Genomic DNA, 26,576 nt, shown 5'->3' on the forward strand with positions numbered 1-26,576 from the left:
GGTCCGCACGTGATGCCACGTGCGGACCTGGCTGCCTCACCAATGCGCTGGCTTGTCGATGGGCTTCTTCCCGGTCTGGATCCAGTGAGGCAACTGACATGAAAAAACCGCCGTTCGGCGGTTTTTTCGTCCCAAGCCGTTTAGCCAACTGAATGACGACGGCGAGGGCGGGGTCGTGTGGCCACTACAGCAGTCCGTTGCCATGGCGGTCAAATGACGGGGTCACACCTTGAGGTCGCCTCATCCACTTGGCGTTTATCGATTTCCTGCCAGCCATTGCTGGATCAGATCGGCTGCTTTGGCCACGCCAGTTTCCATGCCCATCGCCCTTCCCAGAGCAGCAGCCCGTTCACGCGTTCCGGCGTGTTCGACGAAGCCAATGGCCCGCGCCAGCGTGTTGGCATCCAACCGCTTCGGCGACAACGCCGCCGGCGCCACGCCCAACGCCTGCAACCGCGCCGCCCAGAAAAACTGGTCGGCCGCGAACGGCATCACCAGCGATGGCACCCCGGCCCGGCAGGCCGAATGCGTGGTGCCGCTGCCGCCGTGGTGGATCACCAGCGCGCAGCGCGGGAACAGCGCCTCGTGTGGGGTTGGCCCGACCACGAACACGCGGGCGGGCAGGGGGGTGCTGGGCAGCCCCGCCCAACCGGGGAACAGCAGCACCCGGCGGGGTGCCAGGGCGTCCAGCAGCGCTGGCAGCACGCGGTCGCGATCAAAGCCGGTCATGCTGCCAAAGCCCAGGTACACCGGGGCGGGCCCGGCATCGAGGAAGGCCTGCAGGTCCGGCGGTGGTTGCCAGGGGCTGTCCGGCAGGCGCCATTGGCCGCAGATGCGATGGTTGGCGGGCCAGTCCGCCGGTTGCGGCAGCAGGCTGGGCGAGATGCCGTAGAGCATCGGCAGGTCGCGCCAGAGGCTGCGTCGCGGCGACATGCCCAGCGCGTGCCGGGCCTGGTTGATCGGCTGCCGGAAGGTGCGCCAGACCGCCTGGTTGACCAGCCCGTAGCTGAGCCGGTTAAGCACACCCGGCAGGGGCAGCCGGGGCAGGAACGGGGACGGGAAGGCGGCCGTGGGCGTCAGCGGGATCATGCCCAGCCCGATCGCGGGCAGGCCATGCCGCTCGGCCACGGTCATACCCACGAAGGCGGCCAGCCCACCGGTCAGCACCGCATCGCACCCGGCGGCAGCCGCATCGGCCTGCCGGGTCCACGCCGGCACGTGCCGGCGCGCCATCCGGGCCAGTCCGCGCGAGGCGGCCAGCGTGTTGTTGCCACGCGACACCAGCGCCACCACCTCGTCGTGGATGTCGCCTTCCAGCGCGGCGTGCGGCACGCCCAGGGCGCGCGCGCTGCCCAGGGTGCCGCCCTCGGCCAGCAGCATGACCTCGTGTCCGGCGGCCATCAGGCCGTGGCAGAGCATGACCAGCGGGCGGGTGTCGCCTTCGGTGCCGTAGGTAAGTGCCAGCAGCCGCATCGAGGGGTCCAGGGGAAAAGGGGCGGCCAGTATCGCCATCGCCCGTGGGTGGCGATGCGAACACGGGAGGCCGTCCCGGCACTGACAGACCACCATGGCCCTGTGGACAACTTGCGCCAGCCACCGGCCTGCGGCATAATGCGCGGCTCGCTGTGTCCAGAAATCTCTGGATCGGCGGCCGGGAACACGTCATCCGGTCCGCCCTCGACAGCGTAACCCTTTGATTCTCATGACGTGTGGCGGGAAACCGTCGAGGCCGCCGTCGCCCGGGCTATGGGCTGACAACTACTTTTATCGAGGTGCGCAATGTCCCGCGTATGCCAAGTTTCCGGCAAGCGAGTGCAGACGGGTAACAACGTCTCGCACGCCAACAACAAGACCCGCCGTCGTTTCCTGCCCAACCTGCACGAGCGCCGCTTCTGGGTTGCCAGCGAAAACCGCTGGGTCAAGCTTCGTGTTTCCGCGCATGCCCTGCGCACCATCGACAAGAACGGTATCGACTCCGTTCTGGCTGAGCTGCGTTCGCGCGGCGAAAAGGTCTGAGGAGTAAACGATCATGGCAGGCAAGCGCGATAAGATCCGTCTGATTTCGACGGCCAACACTGGCCACTTCTACACGACGGACAAGAACAAGAAGAACACCCCCGGGAAGATGGAATTCCTGAAGTACGATCCGGTCGTGCGCAAGCACGTCCTGTACAAGGAAGGCAAGATCAAGTAATCCGCAAGGGTTCTTGAGCTTCCCGACGAAAAACCCGCCCTCGTGGCGGGTTTTTTTGTTGGGCCGGCGATACGTGGCGCCGGCCAGCGGCCGGCACGACCGGTTGCATGCAGCGGCCCATGGCAGAATGCGTTTCCCTCCCGACGGGCGACGCGATGCTGTTCGAGTGGCTGCTGGGTTCGTGGTTGTTGATGCTGGATTGGCTGATCCGGCTGGCCGCGCTGTTGTGGATTCCCAGCCGCACCACGCCCGGTGCCGCGCGCAGCTGGCTGCTGCTGGTCGGCTTCGTGCCGCTGCTCGGGCTGCCGCTGTATCTGCTGTTCGGCCACCCGTGGCTGTCGCGCCAGCGCGTGCAGCGCCAGGCCGAGGCCTCCCAGGTGATCCGCGAGGAGCAGGCGCTGCAGCCGCCGCTGCGCTGGACGCCGCCGCCGGAGACGGCCACCGCCGAGATCGTGCCGCTGATCGAGCGCCAGGGCGATTTCATGCCCATCCACGGCAACGCGGTGGATCTGCTCAATGACTACGACGCCTCGCTGCAGGCCCTGATCGAAGACATCGACCAGGCCCGTGAGCGCGTGCACCTGCTGTACTACCTGATGTTCGACGATGCCGTCGGCGAGGCCATCGTGGAGGCGCTGCAGCGGGCGGCCGCGCGCGGTGTGCATTGCCGCGTGCTGCTCGATGCAGTGGGGGCCAAGCGTGGGCTGCGCCACTATCGCCATCGCCTGCAGGCGATAGGTGTCGACGTGCGCGCGATGCTGCCCGGTGGTCTGCGCTGGCGGCGCAGTGGCCGCATGGACCTGCGCAACCACCGCAAGATCGCGGTGATCGACAACCGCGTCGGCTATATCGGCTCACAGAACCTGGCACGCGCGCAGTTCGTCGCCGGGTTCCCGAACAAGGAGCTGGTCGCGCGCGTGCGCGGGCCGGTGGTGGCGCACCTGGAAGCGGTGTTCGCCAGCGACTGGTACATGGAAACCGGGCAACGCCTGGATGTGCTCACCGCCGTGCCGGTGTGCTCGGCCGATGTGCCGACCCAGCTGCTGCCCAGTGGCCCGGCATACCCCTTCAGCAATGCGCGCGATGCGGTGAACGCGCTGATCCATCTGGCGCGCCGGCGCATCGTGCTGGTCACGCCGTACTTCGTTCCCGATGAAGCGACCTTGAGTGCGCTGCGCATCGCAGCGCTGTCCGGCGTGCAGGTGCAGCTGATCCTGTCGGCAAGCACCAACCAGCGGCTGACCTCCTGGGCGCAGGAGGCCTACTACGATGAGCTGCTGCGCAGCGGGGTGCGCATCGCGCTGTACGAACCGCATTTCCTGCATGCCAAGCACCTGACCGTCGATGAAGACATCGCCCTGGTCGGCTCGATCAACCTGGATATCCGCTCGTTCGCGCTCAATGCCGAGATCGGCATGCTCTGTTATGACCCCGGCATGGTGCGGCAGCTGGCGCAGATCGAAGCCGACTATCTCGAGCAGTCCCGTCAGCTCGATCTGGCGACGTGGCGCCAACGGCCGGCGTGGAAGCGCAGCCGCGAAGGCATCGCACGGCTGGCCGATGCCTTGATGTAGCCCGCTGTGACGCACGTGGACGGGCGGTCCACGCGCATCGCCTACAATCGAGGCATGACTGCGTCCGATACCCACCGCCAGTGTGATCTGGCCATCGTCGGCGGCGGCGCTGCCGGCGTCCTCGTTGCCCTGCAGGCCCTGCGCCATGCTGCGCGACCGTCACGCATCGTGCTGTTCGAGCCGGCTTCGGCGCTGGCCGAAGGCATCGCCTACGCCACGCCTTGGCCCGAGCACCTGCTCAACGTGCCGGCCGGCAAGATGAGCGCGCTGCCCGATCAGCCTGCGGATTTCCTCGACTACCTGATCGACAGCCAGGCGATTGCCGATGTGGCGCGCGAGGTGCTGGCGGACCAGTTCGTGCCGCGCCGCCATTACGCCGCCTACCTGCGTGAGCGCCTGGAACAGGCGTGCGAGCGCAGCGTGGCAGTGCTGGAGGTGGTCGAGCAGCCAGTGTTCGCGCTGGAGCCGACCGAACACGGTGTGCAGTTGCGGCTCGACGACGACGTGGTGTGGCGCGCGCAGCGCGTGGTGCTGGCCTGTGGCAACAGCATGCGACCACTGCCGGTGCCCGGTGCCGATGCCCTGCCGCCGGCGCAGGCGGTGGAGGCCTGGGATTACGACGGCGTGCGCGTGCTGGCCGGCGATGACGATCTGGCCATCATCGGCTCGGGCCTGAGCATGGCCGACAGCGTGGTGGCCCTGGCGGCCGCCGGACACCGCGGGCGCATCTTCGTGCTGTCGCGACATGCGCTGCTGCCATTGCCACAGGCGCACGGCGCAGCGGTCACCTTCGATCCGCAGCCCTTGTTGACGATGTCGCTGCGTCAGCGCGTGCGTGAACTGCGTGGGCAGGCCCGTGCCGCCGTGGCGCAGGGCATCCCTTGGCAAAGCGTCATGGACCGCATCCGGCCGATGGGCCAGGCATTGTGGTTGAGCCTGGGCGAGGCCGACCAGCGTCGTTTCCTGCGCCACGTGGTGCGCCATTGGGACGTGCACCGCCACCGCATCGCCGAATCGGTGCATGCCCAGGTCAGCGAGCTGGAGCGCAGCGGCCAGCTGCAGCGCCACCGCGCCCGGCTGGACACGCTGCTGGTGCAGGAAGGCGGGCTGCAGCTGCACGGGCACGGCCCGGCCGGCGGCCTGCCGCCACTGACGGTCAGCGCGGTGATCAATGCCACCGGCGTGGAAACCCGCGCGCTGTGCATGCGCAATCCACTGATCCAGCAGCTGCTGGCCGATGGGCATGCGCGGCCTGGTCCGCACGGGCTGGGGCTGGATACCTCGGTGGAGAACGGCGAACTGCTCGGTGCCGACGGCCAGTGTCAGACCCGCGTGCTGGTGGTGGGCAGCCTGCGCATCGGCACGCTCTGGGAAAGCCTGGCCATTCCCGAGTTGCGGATGCAGGCCCAGCAGGCCGCGCTGCGCGCGGTGGGCTGACTGCGACACCGTGCCTCGCGGCCGTGCGCGAGGCACACAAACACCTCATGCCTTCCCCTCGAACGGCTCGGTGGTGGCGGCATGACGACGGCACTAGGCTCGTGTCTTTCTCACAGGAAATGACCATGACGCTACGTCCCGACAGGACCGCCCCCCGTGTCACGGCGACGACCCCATGGCGCCCGCTCGTCGTGCTGGGCGCAACACTGGTTCTGGCCGCCTGCCAGCGCCACGCCCCGGTCGATCCCGCTGCCTCGACCGATGCGACGGTCGCGGCGCCCGTCGCCGTCACCGCACTGCGCGACATTCCCGCCTGCCCGGCGGGCGCCAGCGTGATGGAGGGATGGAACGACCGCGCCCCGCCGCGGCGCATTTTCGGCAACACATGGTATGTCGGCACCTGTGGGCTGGCTGCGGTGCTGGTGACCTCCGATCAGGGCCATGTGCTGATCGATGGCGGCACGACGCCTGCCGGCCCCCTGATCGAGGCCAATATCCGCACGCTTGGCTTCGATCCGCAGGACGTGAAGTATCTGCTGAACTCGCACGAGCATTACGATCACGCCGCCGGCCTGGCGCACCTGCAGGCGGCCACCGGCGCACCGCTGCTGGCACGCTCGCCCGCTGTGGCCACCCTGCGTAACGGCCGGAGCGATCGCAGCGATCCGCAGTTCCTTGAGGAAGGCTCGGCATTTCCAGCGGTGGCCGAGGTCATGGCCATCGGCGACGACGAGGTCGTCCGCGTCGGTCCGCTGGCGCTGACCGCCCATGCCACCCCGGGCCACGCGCCGGGCGGCACCAGTTGGACCTGGCGGTCCTGCGAGGCAGGGCGCTGCCTGGACATCGCCTACACCGACAGCGTGAGTGCGATCTCCGATGCCCAGTACCGCTATCTCGATCACCCGCAGATGGTGGAGGCCTTCCGGCGCGGTCTGGATACGCTGGCGGCGCTACCCTGCGACGTGCATGTGACGCCGCATCCCCTGGGCAGCAACCTGTTCATCCGTCTGCAGGGCGACGCAGCCACCCCGCTGGTCCAGCCAGGCGCCTGCCGTCGCTACGCGCAGATGGGGCACACCCAGCTGGACACACGGCTTGCCGAGGAAGCCGCCGGACGCGCGCCCTGACGCAGGGAGGGTGCAGAGGGCGTAAAATGGGGACATGGATGTTTCCCACTTGCTCGACGGGTTGAACCCCGCCCAGCGCGAAGCTGTGTCCGCCCCGCCCGGCCACCATCTGGTGCTTGCCGGTGCCGGTTCCGGCAAGACCCGCGTGCTTATCCACCGCATCGCCTGGCTCAATGAAGTCTGCGGCGTGCCGACCCATGGCATTTTTGCGGTGACCTTCACCAACAAGGCCGCCGGGGAGATGCGTCACCGCATCGACCTGCAGCTGTCGCAGGGCAGCCGTGGCGCCTGGATCGGCACCTTCCACGGCCTGGCCCATCGCCTGCTGCGCCTGCATTTCCAGGACGCCAAGCTGCCCGACAGCTTCCAGGTGATGGATTCGGACGACCAGCTGCGGCTGGTCAAGCGCGTGGTCCAGCAGCTGGAGATCGACGACGGCAAGTTCCCGCCGAAGCAGATCGCCTGGTGGATCAACGAGCAGAAGGACGAGGGCCGTCGCCCGCAGCATATCCAGCCCGAGCCGCATGACGCGTGGCTGGAAACCATGCGCCAGGCGTATATCGCCTACCAGGAGCGCTGCGATCGCGCCGGTCTGGTCGATTTCGCCGAACTGTTGCTGCGCGCGCATGAACTGCTGCGCGACAACCCGGCCTTGCTGGCTCACTACCGTTCGCGCTTCCGCGAAATCCTGGTGGACGAGTTCCAGGACACCAACGCCATCCAGTACGCCTTCGTGCGCGTACTCGCCGGCGATACCGGCCACGTGTTCGTGGTCGGCGACGACGACCAGGCCATCTATGGCTGGCGCGGCGCCAAGGTCGAGAACGTGCAGCGCTTCCTGAAGGATTTCCCGGGTGCGCAGACCGTCCGCCTGGAGCAGAACTACCGCTCCACCGCCAATATCCTCGGCGCGGCCAATGCAGTGATCGCGCACAACCCGGACCGTATCGGCAAAGAGTTGTGGACCGACAGCGGCGACGGCGATCCGATCGATCTGTATGCGGCCTACAACGAGATGGACGAGGCGCGTTACGTGGTCGAGCGCGCGCGCCAGTGGGTGCGTGATGGCGGCAGCTACGGCGATGTCGCCGTGCTCTACCGCAGCAATGCGCAGTCGCGTGCCTTCGAAGAATCCCTGCTCTCCGAGCAGGTGCCGTACCGCGTGTACGGCGGCATGCGCTTCTTCGAGCGTGCCGAAATCAAGGACGCGCTGGCGTACCTGCGGTTGATGACCAACCGCAACGATGACGCGGCCTTCGAGCGCGCGGTCAACACGCCGACGCGTGGCATCGGCGACCGCACCCTGGATGAAGTGCGCCGCTTGGCCCGTTCCCACGCGATTTCGCTGTGGGAGGCCACCATGCTGACCACCCAGGGCAATGAGCTCGCTGCACGTGCGCGCAACGCGCTGGCCGGCTTCCTGGTGCTGGTCAATCAGCTCCAGGCTGAAGCCGACACGATGACCCTCGCCGAACGCATCGACCATGTGCTGATGCGCTCGGGCCTGCGCGAGCACTGGTCCAAGGAAAGTCGCAACGCGCTGGATTCGGAATCGCGCGCGGACAACCTGGACGAACTGGTCTCGGTGGCCTCGCGCTTCGTGCGTCGCGAAGACGATGTCGAAGAAACCCAGGACATGAGCGAGCTGGTCGCCTTCCTCGCCTATGCCTCGCTGGAGGCCGGCGAAGGCCAGGCCCAGGCCGGCGAAGAGGGCGTGCAGTTGATGACGCTGCACGCCGCCAAGGGCCTGGAGTTCCCGCTGGTGTTCCTGGCCGGCATGGAAGACGGCCTGTTCCCGAGCGCGCGCTCGCTGGAAGAAAGCGGCCGGCTGGAAGAAGAACGGCGCCTGGCGTACGTGGGCATCACCCGCGCGCGCCAGAAGCTGGTGCTCTGCTACGCCGAATCACGTCGCATCCATGGCCAAGACAACTACAACGTGCCCTCGCGCTTCCTGCGCGAGATCCCGCGTGAGCTGGTCAATGAAGTGCGCCCGAAGGTGCAGGTCTCGCGTGGCACCTCGCTCGGTGCCAACCGGGTGATGGGCCACGCGGCGCTGGAAGCACCGCCACTCAAGCTGGGCGCGATGGTCAACCATCCCAAGTTCGGCGAAGGCATGGTCACCGACTACGAAGGCAGCGGCCAGCACGCCCGCGTGCAGGTCGAATTCATCGAGGCCGGCAGCAAGTGGCTGGTGATGGCGTATGCCAATTTGACGGTGCTCTGAGCAGCGCTCGTGATCCGGTAGTGCCGGCCGCTGGCCGGCTGCTCCTTGCCGCGGCGTTGTCGCGAGCCGGCCAGCGGCCGGCACTGCAACGGGCGGCATCCTTTGTCGGGAGCCGGCCAGCGGCCGGCACTACAATGGGCGGCATACCTTGTCGGGAGCCGGCCAGCGGCCGGCACTGCAATGGGCGGCATACCTTGTCGGGAGCCGGCCAGCGGCCGGCACTACAATGGCGGCATTCCTTTCGCGCAGGCCCCCGCCATGACCGATTCGCCGCTGCACCTCACCGTCAAATTGAACGCCAGGCTCCAGCCCGAGCATCGCCATGAGCTGTTCGAAGATCCGCTGGATGCGCTGCTGGGCAGTGCCGAGCTGGGCGAGATCACCGGCGGTGGCACCGCGCTGAGCGAAGAAGGCGAAGTGGATTACGGCGATATCGAGATCGCGTTGAACGATCCGGCCGCGCTACCTGGCGTGATCGAGCTGCTGGAGCAGCTGGGTGCGCCGAAGGGCTCGCTGATCCAGCGCGAAGGCGCCCCCGATCAACCGTTCGGCGTCACCGAAGGCCTGGCCTTGTATCTCAACGGCACCGACCTGCCCGATGAGGTCTATGAGCAGTGCGACTCGAACTATGTGTTCGAACAGATCGTCGAGCGCATCGAAGGCCACGGCGAGATCTGCAGCTGGTGGCAGGGCCCGACCGAGACGGCGCTGTATCTGTATGGCGCCTCGTTCGACACCCTGCACGCGCGCATCGCCGATCTGCTGGCGAGCTACCCGCTGTGCCAAGGCGCGCGCGTGGTGCGTACCGCCTGATCAGCAGTCCGGCGCGTGGCCTGCTGCATAGCGCAGGCCACGGCGCAGCTGCGCCCGCACATTCGGGTCGGCATACACCGCCGCGTCGTGGCCCAGCCCGGTGTACCAGCTGCGGCCGCCATCGAAGGGCCGGCACCAGGCGATGGGATGATCGGCGCCCATGGTGCCGCCGTCGTAACGCGATTCGTCCACTGTCGCGATGACCTTCACCATTCCACGCGGATTGCGCCGGTAGTTGTAAAGCTCATCGCGGATCGGCCACGCCGGGCCTGACGGCCTGCCGTCACGTTCGGGCTGCACAAGCGTCTCCTGCAGACCCTTGGGATGCTTGTGGAACCACGCGCCGACCAGTTCGCCGTACCACGGCCAGTCGTACTCGGTGTCGGCCGCGGCGTGCACGCCCATGAAGCCGCCGCCGTTGCGGATGAACTGTTCCATCGCCGCCTGCTGCGCGGCGTCGAGTACGTCGCCGGTGGTATTGGCGAAGACCACGGCGCGGTAGCGGGCGAGGTTGTCGGGGCGGAAATCGCGGGGATCGTCGCTCGGGTCCGCCGTCATGCCGGCCTCGGCACTCAGCTCGCGCAGCGTTGCCACGGCCACAGGAATCGAGTCGTGGTGGAACGTGGCGGTGCGGCTGAAGATCAGCACGCGGTCCGGACCCGGCGCGGCGGCAAGGCCGGGTAGCGGCAGCAGGGCCAGCGAGCACAGCAGGGCGATGAGCAGAGGGCGCATGCGCGAAGTCTGTCATGGGCGCTGCCCGTCTCCGTCCTGCGCTGCAGCACAGGCATCCCAGGCAGCGCATGCCTGCGCTATCCGTGTTGTGGTGGGCCAGGGCGCCTCGCTTCATCCCCGATCGCCCCCGGCTCATCCCGGATTTCACACAGTTCGTCGCGTGCCGCTTGTCGCTCCCCCGGCCGGCGCCCAGAGTCTGCCCCTGTCCGCTGGGAGCGCACTCGTGAACAAGGGAATTCCGTATCTGCTTGCTGCACTGGTTCTGCTGACATGGTCGGCAGGCTGGGCCGAGCCGGTGCTGGCCCTGTTCCAGCACGCGCAGACCTGCCTGGCCGACGGCGGCGACTTCGATCTGCTGCGCCTGCGCTGCCAGCCGCAGCCCAGTGGGTTGTGCATCGGCCAGGCAACGCTGTGGTTCTGGCTGAGCGGCATCGTCTTCGCACTGGTGGCGCTGCTGGGCACGCGACGCGGCACGCGCTGACACGCGAGCGGCCAACCGGCATCATCACCCTCTGTCTGAGGGAGGCCACATGGGTCCGAGCGAAAAAGAAAAGATGCTGTCCGGGCTGCCCTACCGCCCCGGTGATCCGGCGCTGCAGGCCGACATGGCCGCCGCCAAGGTCTGGATGGTCCGCTACAACGCCGCCCTGGCCGAAAGCCCGGCCGTGCGCCGCGCGCTGTTGCGCGAGCAGCTCGGCGCGGTCGGCGAAGGCGCGGTGATCCGGCCGCCATTCCATTGCGACTACGGCTACAACATCCGCCTGGGGCAGGGCGTGTTCCTCAACTACAACTGCGTGATCCTGGACGTGGCCGAGGTCAGCATCGGCGATGGCACCCAGATCGGTCCGTCAGTGCAGCTCTACGCCGCCGACCATCCGCGTGATCCCCAGGCGCGGGCGGAAGGCCTGGAGTCGGCCAGGCCGATCCGGATCGGGCGCAATGTCTGGATCGGGGGCGGCGCGATCGTGCTGCCCGGCGTCACCATCGGCGATGACGCGGTGGTGGGCGCGGGCAGTGTGGTCACCCGCGACGTGCCTGCGGGCGCGACCGTGGTGGGCAATCCGGCGCGGGCGGTGCCTGCCCGCGGCCACGGCGATTGATCCAGCTCAAGGCACTGCGTCCACACCGGGTGTGCAATGGTGATGTTCCCATTGCCCACCCCAAGGAGCTCTGCCATGTACAAGCGCATCCTGATTGCCACCGATGGTTCGGAGCTGGCCGAGAAAGGCCTGGCCAAGGGCCTGGAGCTGGCCAAGGACCTCGATGCCGAGGTCGATATCGTGACCGTCTCCGAGCCATGGGCCGTCGGTATGTACGACGCGATGGGCTGGAGCGTGGGCTACATGAACACGCCCGAATACAAAGCCGATCGCGAAGAGACCGCGCAGAAGGTGCTGCAGCCGGCCAAGGCCGCCGCAGAGGCGCAGGGCCTGCGCACTGAAACCGTGCATGTGCTGGACCGCTATGCCGCCGACGGCATCATCGATACCGCCACCGAGCGCGGCAGCGACCTGATCGTGATGACCTCGCATGGCCGCCGTGGTGTGACCCGCGTGCTGCTCGGCAGCCAGACCGCCGAAGTGCTGGCACGCAGCACGGTACCGGTGCTGGTCATCCGATAACGGAGAAGCGGTAGTGCCGGCCGCTGGCCGGCAGTGCCCCTCAGTGCCCGTCAATCGCGCAGTTTCAACGTCTGCGATTCATCCAGCGTGCCATCCGGCTGCAGCACCACATAACGCTCGCCGCTGCGGTCGAACAGCACCGGGATCGGGTCGCGGAACAGCGGGCGGCGCACGAAGCGCAGCTGCCAGCCGAAATGCTCCAGCGTCTCCACCGCCTGGCGTTGCTCTGCAGTAAGGCCGGCGCGCAGTTCAGCCGGATTTGGATCGTGGCGGCGTTCGGGTGTAGTCATCGAGCGTGGGCAAGCGGGGACGGGGGTCAGTGCCTTGCCGGCCCCGTGCGGTCACGGGGCGGCAGTGCGGTCGACGCCCGGAATCACCAGCTGTAGAGCTTCCAATACACCGGCGAGACGCCGTCCTTGTCGCTATCCATGCGGCCATCGCCGTTCTGGTCGTACATGTAGAACGGGGCACCGCGCGACGGGGTCACCTTGACCATCCGCAGCTGGCCGCCCACCCGGTATTCCTCGATGGTGTCGCCGTTGTCCTGCACCGTCTTGACCACATCGGCACCAGTGACATCAACCGGGGGCCTGCCGCCGCCACCGGTGGCACAGCCGGCCAGCGCGAGCACGCCTGCGAGCAACAGAATCTTCATGGGCCGGGAGTCCTTGGGCGAAGAGGGCCTGATTATGCCCGATGGATCGTGAGGCCGGTGCCGACGACGGTCAGGGCCGGGCGCGTAGAATCGCCCCATGAGCCGATTAGTCCTGATTGACGGGTCCAGTTACCTGTATCGCGCGTTCCACGCGCTTCCGCCGCTGACCAACGCACACGGTGAACCCACCGGCGCACTGTTCGGCGTGGTCAACATGCTGCGCGCCACCTTGAAGGAGCGCCCCGAGTACGTCGCCTTCGTGGTCGATGCGCCCGGCAAGACCTTCCGTGACGACCTGTATGCCGACTACAAGGCCAACCGCCCGCCGATGCCCGACGACCTGCGCCCGCAGATCGAGCCGATGTGCCGCATCGTCGAGGCGCTGGGCCTGAGCATCCTGCGCATCCCCGGCGTGGAAGCCGATGATGTGATCGGCACGCTGGCCCTGCAGGGCCACCGCGATGGCCTGCAGGTGACCATTTCCACCGGCGACAAGGACTTCGCCCAGCTGGTCCGCCCGGGTATCGAGCTGGTCAACACCATGACCGGCAGCCGCATGGATTCGGACGCGGCGGTCATGGAGAAGTTCGGCGTGCGCGCCGACCAGATCGTCGACCTGCTGGCACTGATGGGCGACGCCGTGGACAACGTGCCCGGCGTGGAAAAGTGCGGTCCCAAGACCGCCGCCAAGTGGCTGGCCGAGTACCAGCACCTGGATGGGGTGATGGCGGCGGCCCCGACCATGAAGGGCAAGATCGGCGAGAACCTGCGCGCGGCGCTGGGGCGCCTGCCGCTCAACCGCGAGCTGGTCACGATCCGCACCGATGTGCCGCTGGAGGTAACGGCGCAGACCCTGCCACTGCGCGAGCCGGACGTGCCGTCGCTGAGCGAGCTGTACCTGCGTTACGGCTTCACCCAGGCGCTCAAGGAGCTGGGCGGTCCCGTGCCGGCCCCGGCCGCTGCCAGCGAGGCCCCGGTCAGCCTGCGTGGCACCGCGGCCGGCTACGCCCGTGCCACGCCGGAGGCGGCGGTGGTGCCGGTCGACCCGGCGCTCTCCGCCCCCGGCGAGTACGAGATGGTGCTGACCACCGAGCAGCTCGACGCCTGGGTGCAGCGCCTGGCCGATGCCGAGCTGATCTCGTTCGATACCGAGACCGACGCGCTGGACGCCATGCGCGCCAATCTGGTCGGCATCAGCCTGGCGGTCGAGCCGGGCCGGGCCGCCTATATCCCGGTCGGCCATGATTACCCCGGCGCGCCGGCCCAGCTGCCACGCGAGCAGGTGCTGGCCGCGCTGCGTCCTGCCCTGGAAGACCCCTCCAAGAAGAAGCTTGGCCAGCACGGCAAGTACGACCTGCACGTGCTGCGCCGCCACGGCGTGAACCTGCAGGGGTACCACGACGACACCATGCTGGAGAGCTTCGTGCTCAATTCCACCGCCACGCGCCATGACATGGACTCGCTGGCGATGCGCTACCTGGGCTACACCACGATCAAGTTCGAGGAGGTGGCCGGCAAGGGTGCCAAGCAGATCTCGTTCTCGCAGGTGGGCCTGGACGAAGCCTGCCGCTACGCCGCCGAAGATGCCGACGTGACCCTGCGCCTGCACCACGCCCTGCAGCCACAACTACAGGCCACGCCCTCGCTGGACAGCGTCTACCGCGACATCGAGATGCCGCTGGTGCCGGTGCTGACGCGCATCGAAGCCAATGGCGTGCACATCGACATGGCCGAACTGCGCCGGCAGAGCCAGGACCTGGGCTCGCGCATGCTGGCTGCCCAGCAGAAGGCCACCGAGCTGGCCGGGCGCACCTTCAACCTGGATTCGCCCAAGCAGCTGCAGGCCGTGCTGTTCGACGAACTGCAGCTGCCGGCACTGGTGAAGACCCCCAAGGGCCAGCCCAGCACCAACGAAGAGGCGCTGGAGGCGATCGCCGAGCAGCATGAACTGCCGCGGGTGATCCTGGAGTACCGCGGGCTGGCCAAGCTGCGCAGCACCTACACCGACAAGCTGCCGGAGATGATCAACCAGGACACCGGGCGGGTACACACCAGCTACCACCAGTCCGGCGCCGCCACCGGTCGGCTGTCCTCGTCCGACCCGAACCTGCAGAACATCCCGATCCGCACCGAGGATGGCCGCCGCATCCGCCGCGCCTTCGTGGCCCCGCCGGGCCGCAAGATCCTGGCCTGCGATTACTCGCAGATCGAACTGCGGATCATGGCCCACCTCTCCGAGGACCCCGGCCTGGTGCGGGCCTTCGAGCAGGGCGTGGACGTGCACCGGGCGACGGCGGCGGAAGTCTTCAGCCGCCGCCTGGAAGAGGTGACCTCCAACGAGCGCCGGGCCGCCAAGGCGATCAACTTCGGCCTGATGTACGGCATGAGCGCGTTCGGCCTGGCCCGCAACCTGGGCATCGACCGCGGCCAGGCCCAGGATTACGTGGCGCTGTACTTCAGCCGCTACCCGGGCGTGCGCGATTTCATGGAGCGGATGCGCCAGCAGGCCCGCGACCAGGGCTATGTGGAAACCCTGTTCGGCCGCCGTCTGTACCTGAACGACATCAACGCCCGCAACCAGGGCCTGCGCGCCGGTGCTGAACGGGCCGCGATCAATGCCCCGATGCAGGGCACCGCGGCGGACATCATCAAGCGCGCCATGGTCAAGGTGGACAGCTGGCTGGAGGATCACGGCGACCAGGCCAAGATGATTCTGCAGGTGCACGATGAACTGGTCTTTGAAACCGAAAGTAGTTTCCTCGATACCTTGCGTTTGAAAGTCGTGGAACTGATGTCCTCGGCCGCCGAACTGCGTGTACCGCTGGTGGTGGATGCGGGCGTGGGCGACAACTGGGATGAGGCCCATTGAGGCCTGAATCACAGTCAAAAGGCTGAATTGGTTCAGTACGCCACGATAATCTGACTGTTGGATGAATGTTTCTGGGAGGAGGCCCGAATTAATTGGGCCCCTTCACGAACTATCAATGTTCGGAGTGCTTTGATAGACCTCGACAGGCGCAATGCCTGTTGTGGATCTCTCCCATCCCCTGGAGCAGATCTCGGAACGGGGGCTCCTCCCCAAGCACCCGTTCCCCGGCCCCGCTAACCTCCCCCTGGTTGGCGGGGCTTTTTATTTGTGGCGCCGAAAACCCCGCGCGGCCCGCCGCACGAGAGACCCCGCGCTGCCGATTGCCGTTTGCCCTGCGCGCGGCCCATGCTGTGGGCTGGACCCGGGGAGAACCGCATGAGCGACCTGTTTGCATTGGCCATGCCGTGGTGGGAATTCATCCTGCGCGCGGTGGTGGTGTACGCGGTGGTACTGGGCATGGTCCGGCTCTCCGGCAAGCGCGCGCTGGGCCAGATCACCCCGTTCGATGTCTTGCTGATCGTGCTGCTCGGCAACGCGGTGCAGAACGCGCTGCTCGGCGAAGACACCTCCCTGGGCGGCGGCCTGCTGCTGGCGGCGACCCTGATCTCGATCAACTACGGCGTGGGCTGGCTCAGCACGCGCAGTCGGCGCGTGGAAACGCTGGTCGAAGGCGAGCCGATCCTGATCGCCCGTGATGGCAAGGTGCTCGATTCCGTGCTCAAGCGCGAGCTCGTGACCCCGGCCGATCTGGACGCAGCGATGCGTCAGCAGGGCTGCCTGTCCATCGACGATGTCGCCCTGGCGGTGCTGGAGATCAACGGGCACATCACCATCGTGCCGAAGAAGGCGTAGAGCCACCCCATGGGTGGCTCTACCCGACGGGTGCCACCCATGCACCGCATGCGAAATCCATGCCGGCCCATGCGGTGGCGCGCTGGGTTACACCCAGTCGCGCGGAACCAGGTAGTCGGCCAGGCGGGCTTCGTCGCTGCCGGTTTCAGGTTGGAAACCGTATTCCCAGCGCACGCGCGGGGGCAGGCTCATCAGGATGCTCTCGCTGCGCCCGCCGCTCTGCAGGCCGAACAGCGTGCCGCGGTCATAGACCAGGTTGAACTCCACGTAGCGGCCACGGCGGTAAAGCTGGAACTCGCGTTCGCGCTCGCCATACGGCGTGTCCTTGCGGCGCTCGACCAGCGGCAGATAGGCATCCAGGAAACCATCGCCGACCGCCCGCAGATACGCAAAATCGCGCTCGAAGTCGCCATGCAGGTCGTCGAAGAACAACCCGCCCACGCCGCGCGTTTCATTGCGGTGGCGCAGGAAGAAATACTCATCGCACCAGCGCTTGTGCGCCGCATAGCGCTCTTCGCCGAAGGGCGCGCACAGATCGTGCGCAACCTGGTGCCAGTGCCGCACGTCTTCGTCGATGGGGTAGAACGGAGTGAGGTCAAAGCCGCCTCCGAACCACGAGGCCACCGCCACGCCATCACGCTCGGCGCGGAAGTAGCGCACGTTGGCGTGCGTCGTCGGCAGGTAGGGATTGGCGGGATGGAAGACCAGCGAGACGCCGGTCGCGCGCCATGACGCGCCGGCCAACTCTGGCCGGTTCGCCGAGGCCGATGGCGGCAGGCGCGTGCCGGCCACATCGGAGAACCCGATCCCGGCCTGCTCGAACACCGCCCCATCGCGCAGGATGCGGGTCCGGCCACCGCCGCCCTCCGCGCGCTGCCAGAGATCTTCGGTGAAGCGGGCCTGGCCGTCGGCGGTTTCAATCGCCGCACAGATGCGGTCCTGCAGGTCGGTCAGATACGCGCGGACGCGGTCGAAGTCGTTCATGGGCGCTACTTTACCGCAGGCCGGTGCACGGCCTGCGTGTGCTCACTGGCGCTCAGTGACCGCTTTTGCGGGTGCTGCTCTTGCTGTTCTTCGCCGCGGCGGGCGCCTCGGCCGGTGCGGCGTCGTCTGCCTCGGCATCGGGCTCGGTCGCCATGCGCTCGGCGATCTGTTCCAGCCCGGCACTGACCCGCATCAGGCCCCAGTTGCGGGTCGCGTGCACATCGCAGGCCACGTGCGTGCCGTTTCCATCCTTGGCGCAGATCGAGGCCATCTGCTCGGGCAGCGCCTCGTCACCGGTGTGTTCGTAGACGCTGGCCAGGTTCTCGCAGCCCTCGCGTACCCCGGCGGCGCAGAGCTTGAGATAGAACGGCGCCGCCTCGGCCCAGCGGTTGCGCAGCGCCAGCTGGTGACCGGCGGCATTGCAGCCCTGCAGCTTGCCGGCCGCGCAGCACGCCTGCGCACCGCCCTCGCGGCCCAAGGTCGGGCAATCCTGCGGCAGCGGGGTTTCGACGAAGACCACCGGCGCGCTGCACTGCTGCGCCTCGCCGGTGCGCTCGTAATAGCTGAAGCGGTTCCAGCTGTCCATGCCGATCAGGTTGCCGTTGGCCAGGCGCTTGAACACGAAGTCGTCGCCCTGGTCATGGCGCACACGGATGTCGCCATCGACCAGCCGCGCGCGCAGCTTGCCGCCGAAGCCGCTGTCGAGCATGCCGCCATCGCCGAACGGCAGATGGTCCATCAGGCCCTGGCTGGCGACATAGCTGCCGCAGGGCAGGGCGGTGGCTGCCACCGGGGTCAGTGCCTTGGCCTCCAGCGTGGCCAGCGGCGCCGCACGCTCGCAGGCGCGCGGGTCCTTGCCCAGGGTGCACGCCCGCTGCAGTGCATCGCGGGCCGGGATCAGGCGGCCGGCGTCCCACAACGCCTCGGCAGCGTTGGCGCAGAACGTGCCGCCGGTCTGTGCCCGGCACAGGGTGGTGATCTCATCGAGCTGTATGGCCGGCAGCGGTGACGCCTTGGCTGCGCTGAGCCCGCCAAGCAGCGCCTTGGCCAGCGCTTGCCCCATCGCGTCGCGCGCGGCCTCCAGACAGGCAGCCTGGTCGTACTGCGTGGACGCAGGTTTGCAGACCTCCGGCTCGGGCAGCTCCGGCGCATCGTCCCGGGTCGCCGCCAGCGTCCTGGCCTCGCGCGCTTCGGTCTGGAAGTTGGCCAGCAGGCGCTTGCAGGCGGCCGGCACATCCTCCCGACACCATTGACGCAGGCGGTCGTTGCTGGCGAAGAGCGTGTCGTTCAGGCAGGTGCCGATCTCGGCCCGGCACGATGCCGCCGGAAAGACCGTCGCGCGGCGGCAGGTGGCCGCCTTCTGCAAGCGGTAGTCGTTGAAGCGGTCACTGAGCAGGCGACCGCCCTCCTGCACGTTCAGCGAGCTGACGCCGCCGTTGTCCAGGTCGGCCAGCTTCAGCTCGTCGCCGAGGCGGCTGAGGAGGTAAGGCTCGGGCGCTTGGCCGGGAATCTGCCGCACCCCCTCGTTCGCACTGTGCAGGGTCAACGTGGTGCCGCTGTCCTTGGCAACGAACGTGCCACAGACCATGGCCTGGGCCGCCGCCGGCAGGCTGACCGCCGTGAGCAGGGTGAACAGGGTCGCGCGCCAGCCGTGGCGGCGCAGAAGGGGGAGGGAAACAGTCACACGATCATCCTTGCAGGTCGTGCAGCGCACCGTGGCGCTGCGGGAAACAGGTCAGCGGCGGAACAGCGCACGTACATCGGCCGCGCACAGGCGCACGATCAGCCAGCCCTGCAGCACCGCGAACGCCAGTGCGGTCACGCCGGCGAGGCCGCTGCAGATCACGCGCTGTACGCGCAGCTCACTGCGCAGCTTGAGCAGTTCGATCGACAGGGTGTCACCGGGTATCTGCGCCAGCAGGTGGCGGAACGCATCGTCCAGCAGCCACGCGGCGACCACGTTGAGCACGGCGGTGACCGCCAGCAGCACGATGAACAGTGCCCATGCCCAGCGCCAGCGACGCAGCATGCCCCAGCATGCGGCAACGCCCAAGAGGCTCGACACGCACAGCAGCACGTTGGCCAGCACCGGGTGGGTGAGCAGCCAGCGCAGCGAGCCAGGCAGCCAGTGCAGGTCCTCATCGGCCAGCAGCGCCTGCAGCGCCTCCGAGCCCGACAGAGGTATCGCAATCAGGGCCAGTACCCCCCACATCGCGGCCGTGACCAGGCAGACCAGCAGCACGGACTTGAGCAGGGGGGCGAGAAACGCAGGCGCACCCTCCCTGCTGGGGCGGGGCGTGCAGGAAGGCAATTGCGGGGGAAGCGAGGCTGACATCCGGTGTCCTGGTTGGGCAGGCCGCGACGTCTAGGTCCCAGCCACCGCGTTCGCGGCCGCGGGCAGGATATGGTCTGCGCTCAGCGGTGCCAAGCAAACGCCATGCGGCGGGCGCAGCGGCACCCAGGCCAGTTCGGCGATTTCCGCCTGTGCGCGGGGCGAACCGGTCACCGTCACCAGATAGGCGTGGGCCCGTACGCGGTGTCCGGCTTCGTGCACCGCCCAGGCCTCGAACCGGCCCAACGGCACGGCACTGGCGGGGTCCACCGTGACCCCGAGTTCTTCTTCCAGCTCGCGCGCCAGCGCGGCCAAGGGCGCTTCGCCGGGCTCGGGTTTGCCGCCGGGCTGGATGAAGGTGTCCGAGCCGTGCTTGCGCACCACCAGTACGCGGCCGTCGGGATCGAAAACGACCGCGGCGACGATATCGATCGTCGCCGCGGCGTGCTGCACGTCAGTGGGCACCGACGTCATCGCTGGATTACTTCAGGTTCTCTTCGAACAGCTTGAGGATGCGCTTGTACTGGTCCAGCCAGGAATCGGCACGCACATAGCCGTGGCGTTCCAGCGGGTACGGCGCGATCGACCAGTTGTCCTTGTGCAGTTCGATCAGCTTCTGGGTGAGGTTGACCGAATCCTGGAAGAACACGTTGTCATCCATCATCCCGTGCGCGATCAGCAGGTGGTCCTGCAGCCCGTCGGCGTACTCGATCGGCGACGATTTGCGGTACGCCTCCGGGTCGATGTCCGGGGTATTGAGGATGTTGGCGGTGTAGCCGTGGTTGTACTGGTGCCAGTCGACCACCGGGCGCAGCGCGGCACCGGCCTTGAACGTGCCCGGCGAGCGGAACAGCGCCATGAAGGTCATGAAGCCGCCGTAGGAGCCGCCGTAGATGCCGGCGTGGTCGCGGTCGCCCTGCTTGGTGGCCACCAGCCAATCCAGGCCGTCCTTGTAGTCTTCCAGTTCCGGGTGGCCCATGTTGCGGTAGATCGCCGTGCGCCAGTCGCGGCCGTAGCCGGCGCTGCCGCGGTAATCCATGTCCAGCACCACGTAGCCCTTCTGCACCAGCAGGTTGTGGAACATCTGCTCACGGAAGTAGGCCGGGTACTGCTGGTGCACGTTCTGCAGATAGCCGGCGCCGTGCACGAACATGGCGATCGGGTACTGCTTGCCCGGCTCGAAGGTCTCCGGTCCGTAGTACTTGGCCCAGACCACGCCCGCGCCGTGCTTGGACGGCACCTGTACCAGCTTGGGCTGGATCCACTCGCGCGCCTTGAACTCGGCCGTGCGGGTGTCGGTCAGCACCTTGGCCTGGCCACCGGCAGCGGGCACCACGGCCAGCTGGGTCGGCAGGTAGGCGCCGGAGTAACGCACCAGCAGCTGCTGGCCATCCGGGGACAGCGAGAAGTCTTCCACGCCGTTGAGCGAGGTCAGCTCACGCACCTGCTTGCTGGCGGTGTCGACCGCGCACACTTCGTAGTCGCCCGGCGACTGCTGGTTGCACAGGAAGTAGAAGCCGCGGCCGTCGGCGCTGGGCACCGGCATCGAGCTTTCCCACTTGCCGCCGGTCAGTGCCTGAGGCTTGGCCGTGCCCTGCTGGGTGTACAGGTGCGAATAGCCGGATTCTTCGGACAGCAGCCACAGCGTGCGGTTGTCGTTGGACCAGCCGAAATCGTTGAAGCTCCAGTTGATCCAGGCGCTGTCGGTCAGGCGATGACGCGTCTCCAGCTTGGCGCTGGCCGGGGTCACGCTGGCGATCCAGCGGTCCTTGTTGTCGTTGGCGCGCAGCATGATCGCGGCCTGCTGGCCATCGGCGCTCCAGCGGATGCCGGGCGTGCCGGGGCCACCGAGTACTTCCACCGGGCGGTTGCCCTTCAGGGCGTCCTTGCCGGCGGCCTTGCGCAGCGCGGCCAGCGGGTCGGTGCCGATGCCCGGCAGGCCGTCCAGCGACAGCGGCTTGACCGTGCCGGCGACGGCATCGACCAGCCACAGCGCGTTCGGCTCCGGATCGTTGCGGCCCACGCGGGTGCGGGTCTCTTCGAACTCTTCGTAACCCGACTCGGTCACGTACTTGGGCATCTTGCCGCCGCGGCCTTCATCGAAGCTCTTCGGCTTGGTGACCACGATCAGCGTGCGCGCATCCGGCGAGAGCACACTGTCGACGATCTCCACATCCGCGCCCAGATACACCGGGCCCGGTGCGCGGGTGCCATCGGCGCGACGCCAGCTGGCTTCCTGCGCCTTGAGTGCCTCGCGCTGGGCGCGATCGTTACGCAGCGTGGCCAGGGTGCGCAGCTGCTGCTCGCGCAGGGTATCGGCCTTGGGCGCGTCGTCCGGATTCTTCTCGGCCTTCAGGCTGGCGACCTGCTGCACGCCGGCGGCGGCGGTCCAATGGAACCAGTTCTGGCCGGTGCGCCAGATCACGCCGCCGTCGCGGGCGAAATTGACCGCGCCGGACTTCTCGGTGCTGCGGGTCAGCTGGGTCAGCGCGCCGCTGCGCAGGTCGCGCACGAACACATCGCCATTGCGCACGAAGGCCGAGCGCTGGCGCGCGCTGTCGTAGACCGGGCTGTCCACATCCAGGGTGCCGCGCTGGTCATCGCCAACCTGTGCGGCCACGCCGCCGGCCACCGGCTGGCGGAAGGTGTCGCGCACCGGGCTGCCGTTGCGCTTGAGCTGGTACTCGACCTGCTGGCTGTTCCAGGACCACCACGCGCTTTCGACCGGCGGGCCGATCCAGTCGGGGTCGGCCATGGCCTGCTCGATGGTGATCGGCGTGGGCGCCGCGTGGGCGGTCCCGCCGAGGGCGGCGAGCAGCAGCAGGGACAAAGGCAGCGTTCTGGGCATTGCGGGCGGCACCGTAGTAGAAAACCCGGCAAGCGTAGCAGCCGCAAGGACCGCAGGAAGGGGCCACAGGTCATGGGCGTGCGCTCGCGCGGAAGGCAAGCGGTGGTCGGTGGGTTGGGCGCTGGGGCCCCATACCCTTTCCGGCGAATGTCCCCCGGCGTCGGCCTGCGGCCGACCCCTCCTCCTTTATTTCGCCTCCAAGGGTATGGCGCCCCAGCGCCCAACCCACCGACAGGCCCTGAAAAGCCTGGCTTCCCCTACCGGCCGCTAAGGGGCTCGGCTTGCGGTAGCCCCTGCGACAAAGTGAAGCAGCGCGTCACCGGGTCGCATGTGCCTTTCACGGATACAGGCCCAGACTGGTGCGGATTTCAGAAGCCAGTCGGAGGCGTCTCTTGGACGCGTTGTTGTTGTCCCGGATCCAGTTCGGGTTCGTCATCAGTTTCCACGTGCTGTTCCCGGCCTTCACGATCGGTACCGCCAGCTGGCTGGCCTTTGTCGAATCGCGCTGGCTGCGCACCGGCAATCCGGTCTGGCGCGAGCTGTATTTCTTCTGGCAGAAGATCTTCGCGGTCTCCTTCGGCATGGGGGTGGTCAGCGGCATCGTCATGGCCTTCCAGTTCGGCACCAACTGGCCCCGGCTGAGCGAGGTCGCCGGCACGGTGATCGGCCCGCTGCTGACCTATGAAGTGCTCACGGCGTTCTTCCTGGAAGCCAGCTTCCTGGGCGTGATGATGTTCGGCTGGGGCAAGGTCTCGACGCGCCTGCATTTCTTCTCCACCTGCATGGTGGCGCTGGGCACGCTGGTCTCCACGTTCTGGATCCTGTCCTCCAACAGCTGGCTGCAGACGCCGGCCGGTTACGCGATGGTCGATGGCATCGTGCACCCGCAGAACTGGTGGCAGATCGTCTTCAACCCGTCGTTCCCGTACCGCTTGGCGCACATGGCCCTGGGCTCGTTCATCACCACGTGCTTCGTGATCGGCGGCGTGGGGGCGTGGTACCTGCGCAAGGACGTGCACCGCGAAGCCGGCCGCAAGATGCTGCTGGCGGCGGTGGGCTTCGCCGCGCTGACGGTGCCGGTACAGATCTTCGTCGGCGACATGCATGGCCTGAATACCCTCAAGCACCAGCCGATGAAGATCGCGGCGATGGAGGCGCACTGGCATTCCGAAGGCGAGGGCAAGGGCGTGCCGCTGGTGGTGTTCGCGGTGCCCAATGAAAAGGCAGAGCGCAACGATTACGAAATCGCGATCCCGCGCCTGGGCAGCCTGATCCTCACCCATTCGCTGGAGGGCACGTTCGATCCGCTGACCTCGGTGCCAGCCAGCGACCGGCCGCCGGTGGTGCCGGTGTTCTTTGCGTTCCGGGTGATGGTCGGGCTGGGCACGCTGATGCTGCTGCTGGCCTGGGTCTCGGCGTTCCAGTGGTGGCGCGGCAAACTGCTGCAGTCGCGTTGGCTGATCCGCGGCTGGAACTGGATGCTGCCCAGTGGCTTCATCGCGCTGATCTCCGGCTGGTTCGTGACCGAGATGGGGCGGCAACCGTGGGTGGTCTATGGCGTGCTTCGCACCGCCGATGCCGTGGGTCCGCAGAGCGCATGGATGACGGCGCTCTCGCTGGGCGTGTACATCGTCGGCTATGCGTTCGTGTTCGGCTGGGGTGTCTGGTACCTGGTGAAGATCATCCGCACCGGTCCCAAGCCGCATGACCCGGCCCCGGCCCTGGATGCCGGCAGCCACACCCCGGCGCGGCCGCTGTCCGGTGCCGATGAACCGCTGGAGGAGCGCTGAGATGGAGATGACGACCTGGCTGCCGGTGGCATGGTTCGCGGTGATCGGCTTTGGTGTGCTGATGTACGTGGTGCTGGATGGCTTCGTGCTTGGCATCGGGATCCTCGCGCCGATGGCCGAGGATGAAGAACAGCTCGACATCATGATGAACACCGCCGCCCCGATCTGGGACGGCAACGAAACCTGGCTGGTGCTGGGCGGGGCCGGGCTGATGGCGGCCTTCCCGAAGGCCTACGCGGCGCTGCTGTCGGCGCTGTACCTGCCGGTCCTGTTGCTGGTGGTCGCGCTGGTGTTCCGCGGCGTGGCCTTCGAATTCCGCTTCAAGGCGCACCGCTCGCGCAAGCTGTGGAGCGTGGCATTCGGCCTGGGCTCGCTGCTGGCCGCCTTCGCGCAGGGCGTGATCCTCGGCGCACTCGTGCAGGGCCTGCAGGTCGTGGATGGCCGCTATGTCGGCGGCGCCTTCAGCTGGTTCAGCCCGTTCTCGATGCTGACCGGCGCAGCCGTGGTGTTCGGTTACGCGCTGCTCGGCAGCACCTGGTTGATCCTCAAGACCGAAGGCCGCGAGCAGACCTTCGCACGCACCTTGACCCGCCCGCTGGTGGTGGCGGTGATCGTGTTCATGGGCTTGGTGAGCGCGTGGCTGCCGTTCCTGGATTCGCGCCTCATGGCGCGCTGGTTCAGCGATGGCAACTTCTGGTGGCTCTCGCCGGTGCCGTTGCTGACGTTGGCGGTCGCCACCGCGCTGTGGCGCAGCGCGATGCATCCCAAGCGCGATCTGCCGCCGTTCCTGTTGACGCTGGCCCTGTTCATCCTCGGCTTCATCGGCCTGGTGCTGGGCATGTGGCCGTACCTGCTGCCGCCGAGCATGACGTTGTGGCAGGCCGCGGCGCCGGCCTCGTCGCTGAGCTTCAGCCTGGTCGGGCTGGTGATCCTGCTGCCGGTGATCCTGGGCTATACGGCCTGGTCGTACCGGGTGTTCCGCGGCAAGGTGCGGGCGGATGTGGGGTATCACTGAGGAAAGCACGGTGGCTATTCCCGGTTCCGTGTGCGCGAGGGCGGTCAGACCCTGCCGGGACGCGCCGTAAACCCATCCCTGGGGGCTCGACGGGCGCCATCCATGGCGCCCGACGGTCCCGGCAGGGTCCGACCGCCCTCGCCCTGAAAGGTCTGCGTCGTCGGTGGGAAGAGTCAACCGCATAAAAACGGGTCAAGAGCAGCCGACCAACGGTCGGCTCTACCCCAGCATGAAAGCTGCTTGATTGATCAAGAAGAAACGTCAGGCGGCCGATTCGACCTGCCGTTGATCTTTCCGATGCGCACCAGCCAACTGTCGAAGGGGCGGTGTGGGTGGGGTGGCGGGACCATGTGTTGCCATGGATGGCAACACATGAGCTTACAAGTACGTACTTGCAGCGGGTCCCGACACCCCACCCACACCGACCCAGGCCAGGCGCGCCCGGCAAACCAAGGCTGTTGACTCAGCCGTGCAGCCCCTCGATCTCCACCAGCAACTCCGCCCGGCACACCTCTGCATGCAACACCACGAACGGCGGGGCCGTCGGCAGCGCCGCCATCTGCGCCGCCACCGCCGCCATATCCTCCGCGCGCCGCACATACACCTTCAGCACCGACGTCGACCCCAACGCCGGTGACAGCGACGGCCGCTGACCGCGCGCCGTATCCACCAGACTCTGCAGATTCGTCAACGTCTCCCGCAACTGCTCATCCACCGCCCCCGTGTGCTGCGACACATGCCCCACGATCGCCGCCGTCCCGGACTGCAGCAACGGCAACCCCGTTGCCAACGGCGGCAACAGCGCCCGCGAAAAACTCGGCGACTGCGGCCCGTACTGGCGTGGATAACGGAACGCGCTCACCTGACGCGGATTCTCCAGCGGCAGGCCCGGCTCGCGGGCTGCCAGCCAATACACCTGCAGCCGGCGCTCACCGTCGAAGCGGCCAATGCAGGTTGCCGCCGGCAGTGCGGCTTCATCCAGTTTCCGCAGGCCCCGCACGCGGCCCACGCAGAAACGTCGGTAGCGTTCATCGTCGCCATCGCCCTCGGTCACTGCGTCCAGATAGTTCCAGGTGCGCAGCAGATGCGGATAGCCGCAGCGCGACAGGAACGCGCTCATCCGCGCATAGGCCTCGGCTGCGGCGGACTCGATATCGCTGTCGACCTCGTCAATCTCCAGCACCCCGAACAGCAGGCTGTCGGTGTGCGACCAGCGCACCCCATCGGTGGTGCCGTGCGCGACCGGCGTGCCGCCACGCCAGACCTCGATCTGCGCCGGACCCTGTTCGGCCAGCGGGACCTGCAGCCAGCGCGGGTCGTCCAGCGCGGCGTGGCGCAGGCCGAAGCCGAACACCGCCAGCGTCTGCGGGTCGGCCAGCGCGGCATCACGGTGCGCCGCCGGGGCGTAGGCGACATGGAACCACGCAGGTCCGGAGGAAGGGAAAGCGATTGCCGGGGACGTTGCGTGGTCGATCGTGTTGCTCATTTCAGAATGTGAATGCTGCCAG

General features: G+C 67.6%; 24 protein-coding genes. 14 read left to right on the forward strand and 10 right to left on the reverse strand.

All coding sequences use genetic code 11. From position 1 onward, the window contains the following. Nucleotides 1-255 precede the first annotated feature (255 nt). Entirely contained in the window at nucleotides 256-1,473 is a 1,218-nt protein-coding gene (locus ABE472_RS04500; protein ID WP_346465644.1) for a glycosyltransferase, read from the reverse strand. Nucleotides 1,474-1,779: 306 nt separating this feature from the next. On the opposite strand from ABE472_RS04500, the gene rpmB reads away from it, so the two are divergent. From rpmB to ABE472_RS04535, 7 genes are all read left to right on the forward strand, one after another. Then, on the forward strand, nucleotides 1,780-2,016 hold the full coding sequence (gene rpmB / locus ABE472_RS04505) for a 50S ribosomal protein L28 (protein WP_019185625.1): 237 nt from the start codon (nucleotides 1,780-1,782) through the stop codon (nucleotides 2,014-2,016). 10 nt (nucleotides 2,017-2,026) lie between these two features. Continuing rightward, nucleotides 2,027-2,194, forward strand: coding sequence for a 50S ribosomal protein L33 (rpmG, locus tag ABE472_RS04510; RefSeq protein WP_172407465.1), 168 nt, complete (start codon nucleotides 2,027-2,029; stop codon nucleotides 2,192-2,194). A gap of 155 nt (nucleotides 2,195-2,349) precedes the next feature. After that, the gene (gene cls, locus ABE472_RS04515) at nucleotides 2,350-3,768 is read left to right on the forward strand and encodes a cardiolipin synthase (protein WP_313212587.1); all 1,419 of its coding nucleotides are present in this window, start codon (nucleotides 2,350-2,352) and stop codon (nucleotides 3,766-3,768) included. A gap of 54 nt (nucleotides 3,769-3,822) precedes the next feature. Then, a complete protein-coding gene (locus tag ABE472_RS04520) occupies nucleotides 3,823-5,205 on the forward strand; it encodes an FAD/NAD(P)-binding protein (RefSeq protein ID WP_346465646.1) in 1,383 nt (460 codons plus the stop codon). Nucleotides 5,206-5,330: 125 nt separating this feature from the next. After that, a complete protein-coding gene (gene bla, locus ABE472_RS04525) occupies nucleotides 5,331-6,332 on the forward strand; it encodes a subclass B3 metallo-beta-lactamase (RefSeq protein WP_346465648.1) in 1,002 nt (333 codons plus the stop codon). A 34-nt stretch (nucleotides 6,333-6,366) separates the two neighbouring features. After that, nucleotides 6,367-8,556 carry a DNA helicase II gene (gene uvrD, locus ABE472_RS04530; RefSeq protein ID WP_313212581.1) on the forward strand — a complete coding sequence of 730 codons (2,190 nt, stop codon included), beginning with the start codon at nucleotides 6,367-6,369 and terminating at the stop codon, nucleotides 8,554-8,556. A gap of 258 nt (nucleotides 8,557-8,814) precedes the next feature. Next, entirely contained in the window at nucleotides 8,815-9,369 is a 555-nt protein-coding gene (locus ABE472_RS04535) for a hypothetical protein (protein WP_346465651.1), read from the forward strand. Here ABE472_RS04535 and ABE472_RS04540 read toward each other — a convergent pair whose 3' ends face one another. Continuing rightward, complete coding sequence (locus ABE472_RS04540) at nucleotides 9,370-10,101, reverse strand: ThuA domain-containing protein (protein ID WP_346465652.1); 732 nt, start codon at nucleotides 10,099-10,101, stop codon at nucleotides 9,370-9,372. Between the two features lie 223 nt (nucleotides 10,102-10,324). Here ABE472_RS04540 and ABE472_RS04545 point away from each other — a divergent pair, with 223 nt between their 5' ends. The 3 genes from ABE472_RS04545 to ABE472_RS04555 all read left to right on the forward strand — a co-directional run bounded on the left by ABE472_RS04545 (nucleotide 10,325) and on the right by ABE472_RS04555 (nucleotide 11,723). Beyond that, nucleotides 10,325-10,582, forward strand: coding sequence for a hypothetical protein (locus tag ABE472_RS04545; RefSeq protein ID WP_313212579.1), 258 nt, complete (start codon nucleotides 10,325-10,327; stop codon nucleotides 10,580-10,582). A gap of 49 nt (nucleotides 10,583-10,631) precedes the next feature. Next, nucleotides 10,632-11,201, forward strand: a complete 570-nt coding sequence (locus ABE472_RS04550; RefSeq protein WP_346465654.1) for a sugar O-acetyltransferase — start codon at nucleotides 10,632-10,634, stop codon at nucleotides 11,199-11,201. Nucleotides 11,202-11,276: 75 nt separating this feature from the next. Then, nucleotides 11,277-11,723, forward strand: coding sequence for a universal stress protein (locus tag ABE472_RS04555; protein WP_313212577.1), 447 nt, complete (start codon nucleotides 11,277-11,279; stop codon nucleotides 11,721-11,723). Nucleotides 11,724-11,773: 50 nt separating this feature from the next. Here the strand turns inward: ABE472_RS04555 and ABE472_RS04560 are convergent, their stop codons facing one another. Together ABE472_RS04560 and ABE472_RS04565 are read right to left on the reverse strand one after the other, a co-directional pair. Further along, nucleotides 11,774-12,013, reverse strand: coding sequence for a hypothetical protein (locus ABE472_RS04560; RefSeq protein ID WP_121040913.1), 240 nt, complete (start codon nucleotides 12,011-12,013; stop codon nucleotides 11,774-11,776). Nucleotides 12,014-12,096: 83 nt separating this feature from the next. After that, on the reverse strand, nucleotides 12,097-12,378 hold the full coding sequence (locus ABE472_RS04565; RefSeq protein ID WP_070470027.1) for a DUF2782 domain-containing protein: 282 nt from the start codon (nucleotides 12,376-12,378) through the stop codon (nucleotides 12,097-12,099). A gap of 97 nt (nucleotides 12,379-12,475) precedes the next feature. Between ABE472_RS04565 and polA the strand changes: the two genes are divergently transcribed. Beyond that, nucleotides 12,476-15,247, forward strand: a complete 2,772-nt coding sequence (gene polA / locus ABE472_RS04570; protein WP_346465656.1) for a DNA polymerase I — start codon at nucleotides 12,476-12,478, stop codon at nucleotides 15,245-15,247. Between the two features lie 375 nt (nucleotides 15,248-15,622). Continuing rightward, entirely contained in the window at nucleotides 15,623-16,099 is a 477-nt protein-coding gene (locus ABE472_RS04575) for a YetF domain-containing protein (protein WP_313212574.1), read from the forward strand. Nucleotides 16,100-16,186: 87 nt separating this feature from the next. Here the strand turns inward: ABE472_RS04575 and hemF are convergent, their stop codons facing one another. From hemF to ABE472_RS04600, 5 genes are all read right to left on the reverse strand, one after another. Next, a complete protein-coding gene (gene hemF, locus ABE472_RS04580) occupies nucleotides 16,187-17,083 on the reverse strand; it encodes an oxygen-dependent coproporphyrinogen oxidase (protein WP_313212573.1) in 897 nt (298 codons plus the stop codon). A gap of 52 nt (nucleotides 17,084-17,135) precedes the next feature. After that, nucleotides 17,136-18,767, reverse strand: coding sequence for a hypothetical protein (locus ABE472_RS04585; RefSeq protein WP_346464257.1), 1,632 nt, complete (start codon nucleotides 18,765-18,767; stop codon nucleotides 17,136-17,138). Between the two features lie 51 nt (nucleotides 18,768-18,818). Next, nucleotides 18,819-19,325 (reverse strand): hypothetical protein, encoded by a 507-nt coding sequence (locus tag ABE472_RS04590; protein WP_346465658.1) that lies wholly within the window; start codon nucleotides 19,323-19,325, stop codon nucleotides 18,819-18,821. A 123-nt stretch (nucleotides 19,326-19,448) separates the two neighbouring features. Then, nucleotides 19,449-19,868, reverse strand: coding sequence for an NUDIX domain-containing protein (locus ABE472_RS04595; protein WP_313212585.1), 420 nt, complete (start codon nucleotides 19,866-19,868; stop codon nucleotides 19,449-19,451). 28 nt (nucleotides 19,869-19,896) lie between these two features. Then, nucleotides 19,897-22,263, reverse strand: a complete 2,367-nt coding sequence (locus ABE472_RS04600; RefSeq protein WP_346465659.1) for a S9 family peptidase — start codon at nucleotides 22,261-22,263, stop codon at nucleotides 19,897-19,899. Nucleotides 22,264-22,655: 392 nt separating this feature from the next. Between ABE472_RS04600 and ABE472_RS04605 the strand changes: the two genes are divergently transcribed. Both ABE472_RS04605 and cydB read left to right on the forward strand, forming a co-directional pair. Continuing rightward, on the forward strand, nucleotides 22,656-24,053 hold the full coding sequence (locus ABE472_RS04605) for a cytochrome ubiquinol oxidase subunit I (RefSeq protein WP_346465661.1): 1,398 nt from the start codon (nucleotides 22,656-22,658) through the stop codon (nucleotides 24,051-24,053). Nucleotide 24,054: 1 nt separating this feature from the next. Further along, nucleotides 24,055-25,068 (forward strand): cytochrome d ubiquinol oxidase subunit II, encoded by a 1,014-nt coding sequence (cydB, locus tag ABE472_RS04610; RefSeq protein ID WP_313212568.1) that lies wholly within the window; start codon nucleotides 24,055-24,057, stop codon nucleotides 25,066-25,068. 463 nt (nucleotides 25,069-25,531) lie between these two features. On the opposite strand, the gene ABE472_RS04615 is transcribed toward cydB, so the two are convergent. Then, entirely contained in the window at nucleotides 25,532-26,554 is a 1,023-nt protein-coding gene (locus ABE472_RS04615; protein ID WP_346465663.1) for a pteridine-dependent deoxygenase, read from the reverse strand. Nucleotides 26,555-26,576 lie beyond the last annotated feature (22 nt).

The sequence above is a fragment of the Stenotrophomonas sp. TWI809 genome (assembly GCF_039673205.1).
In the GTDB taxonomy this organism is placed as follows: Bacteria; Pseudomonadota; Gammaproteobacteria; order Xanthomonadales; family Xanthomonadaceae; genus Stenotrophomonas.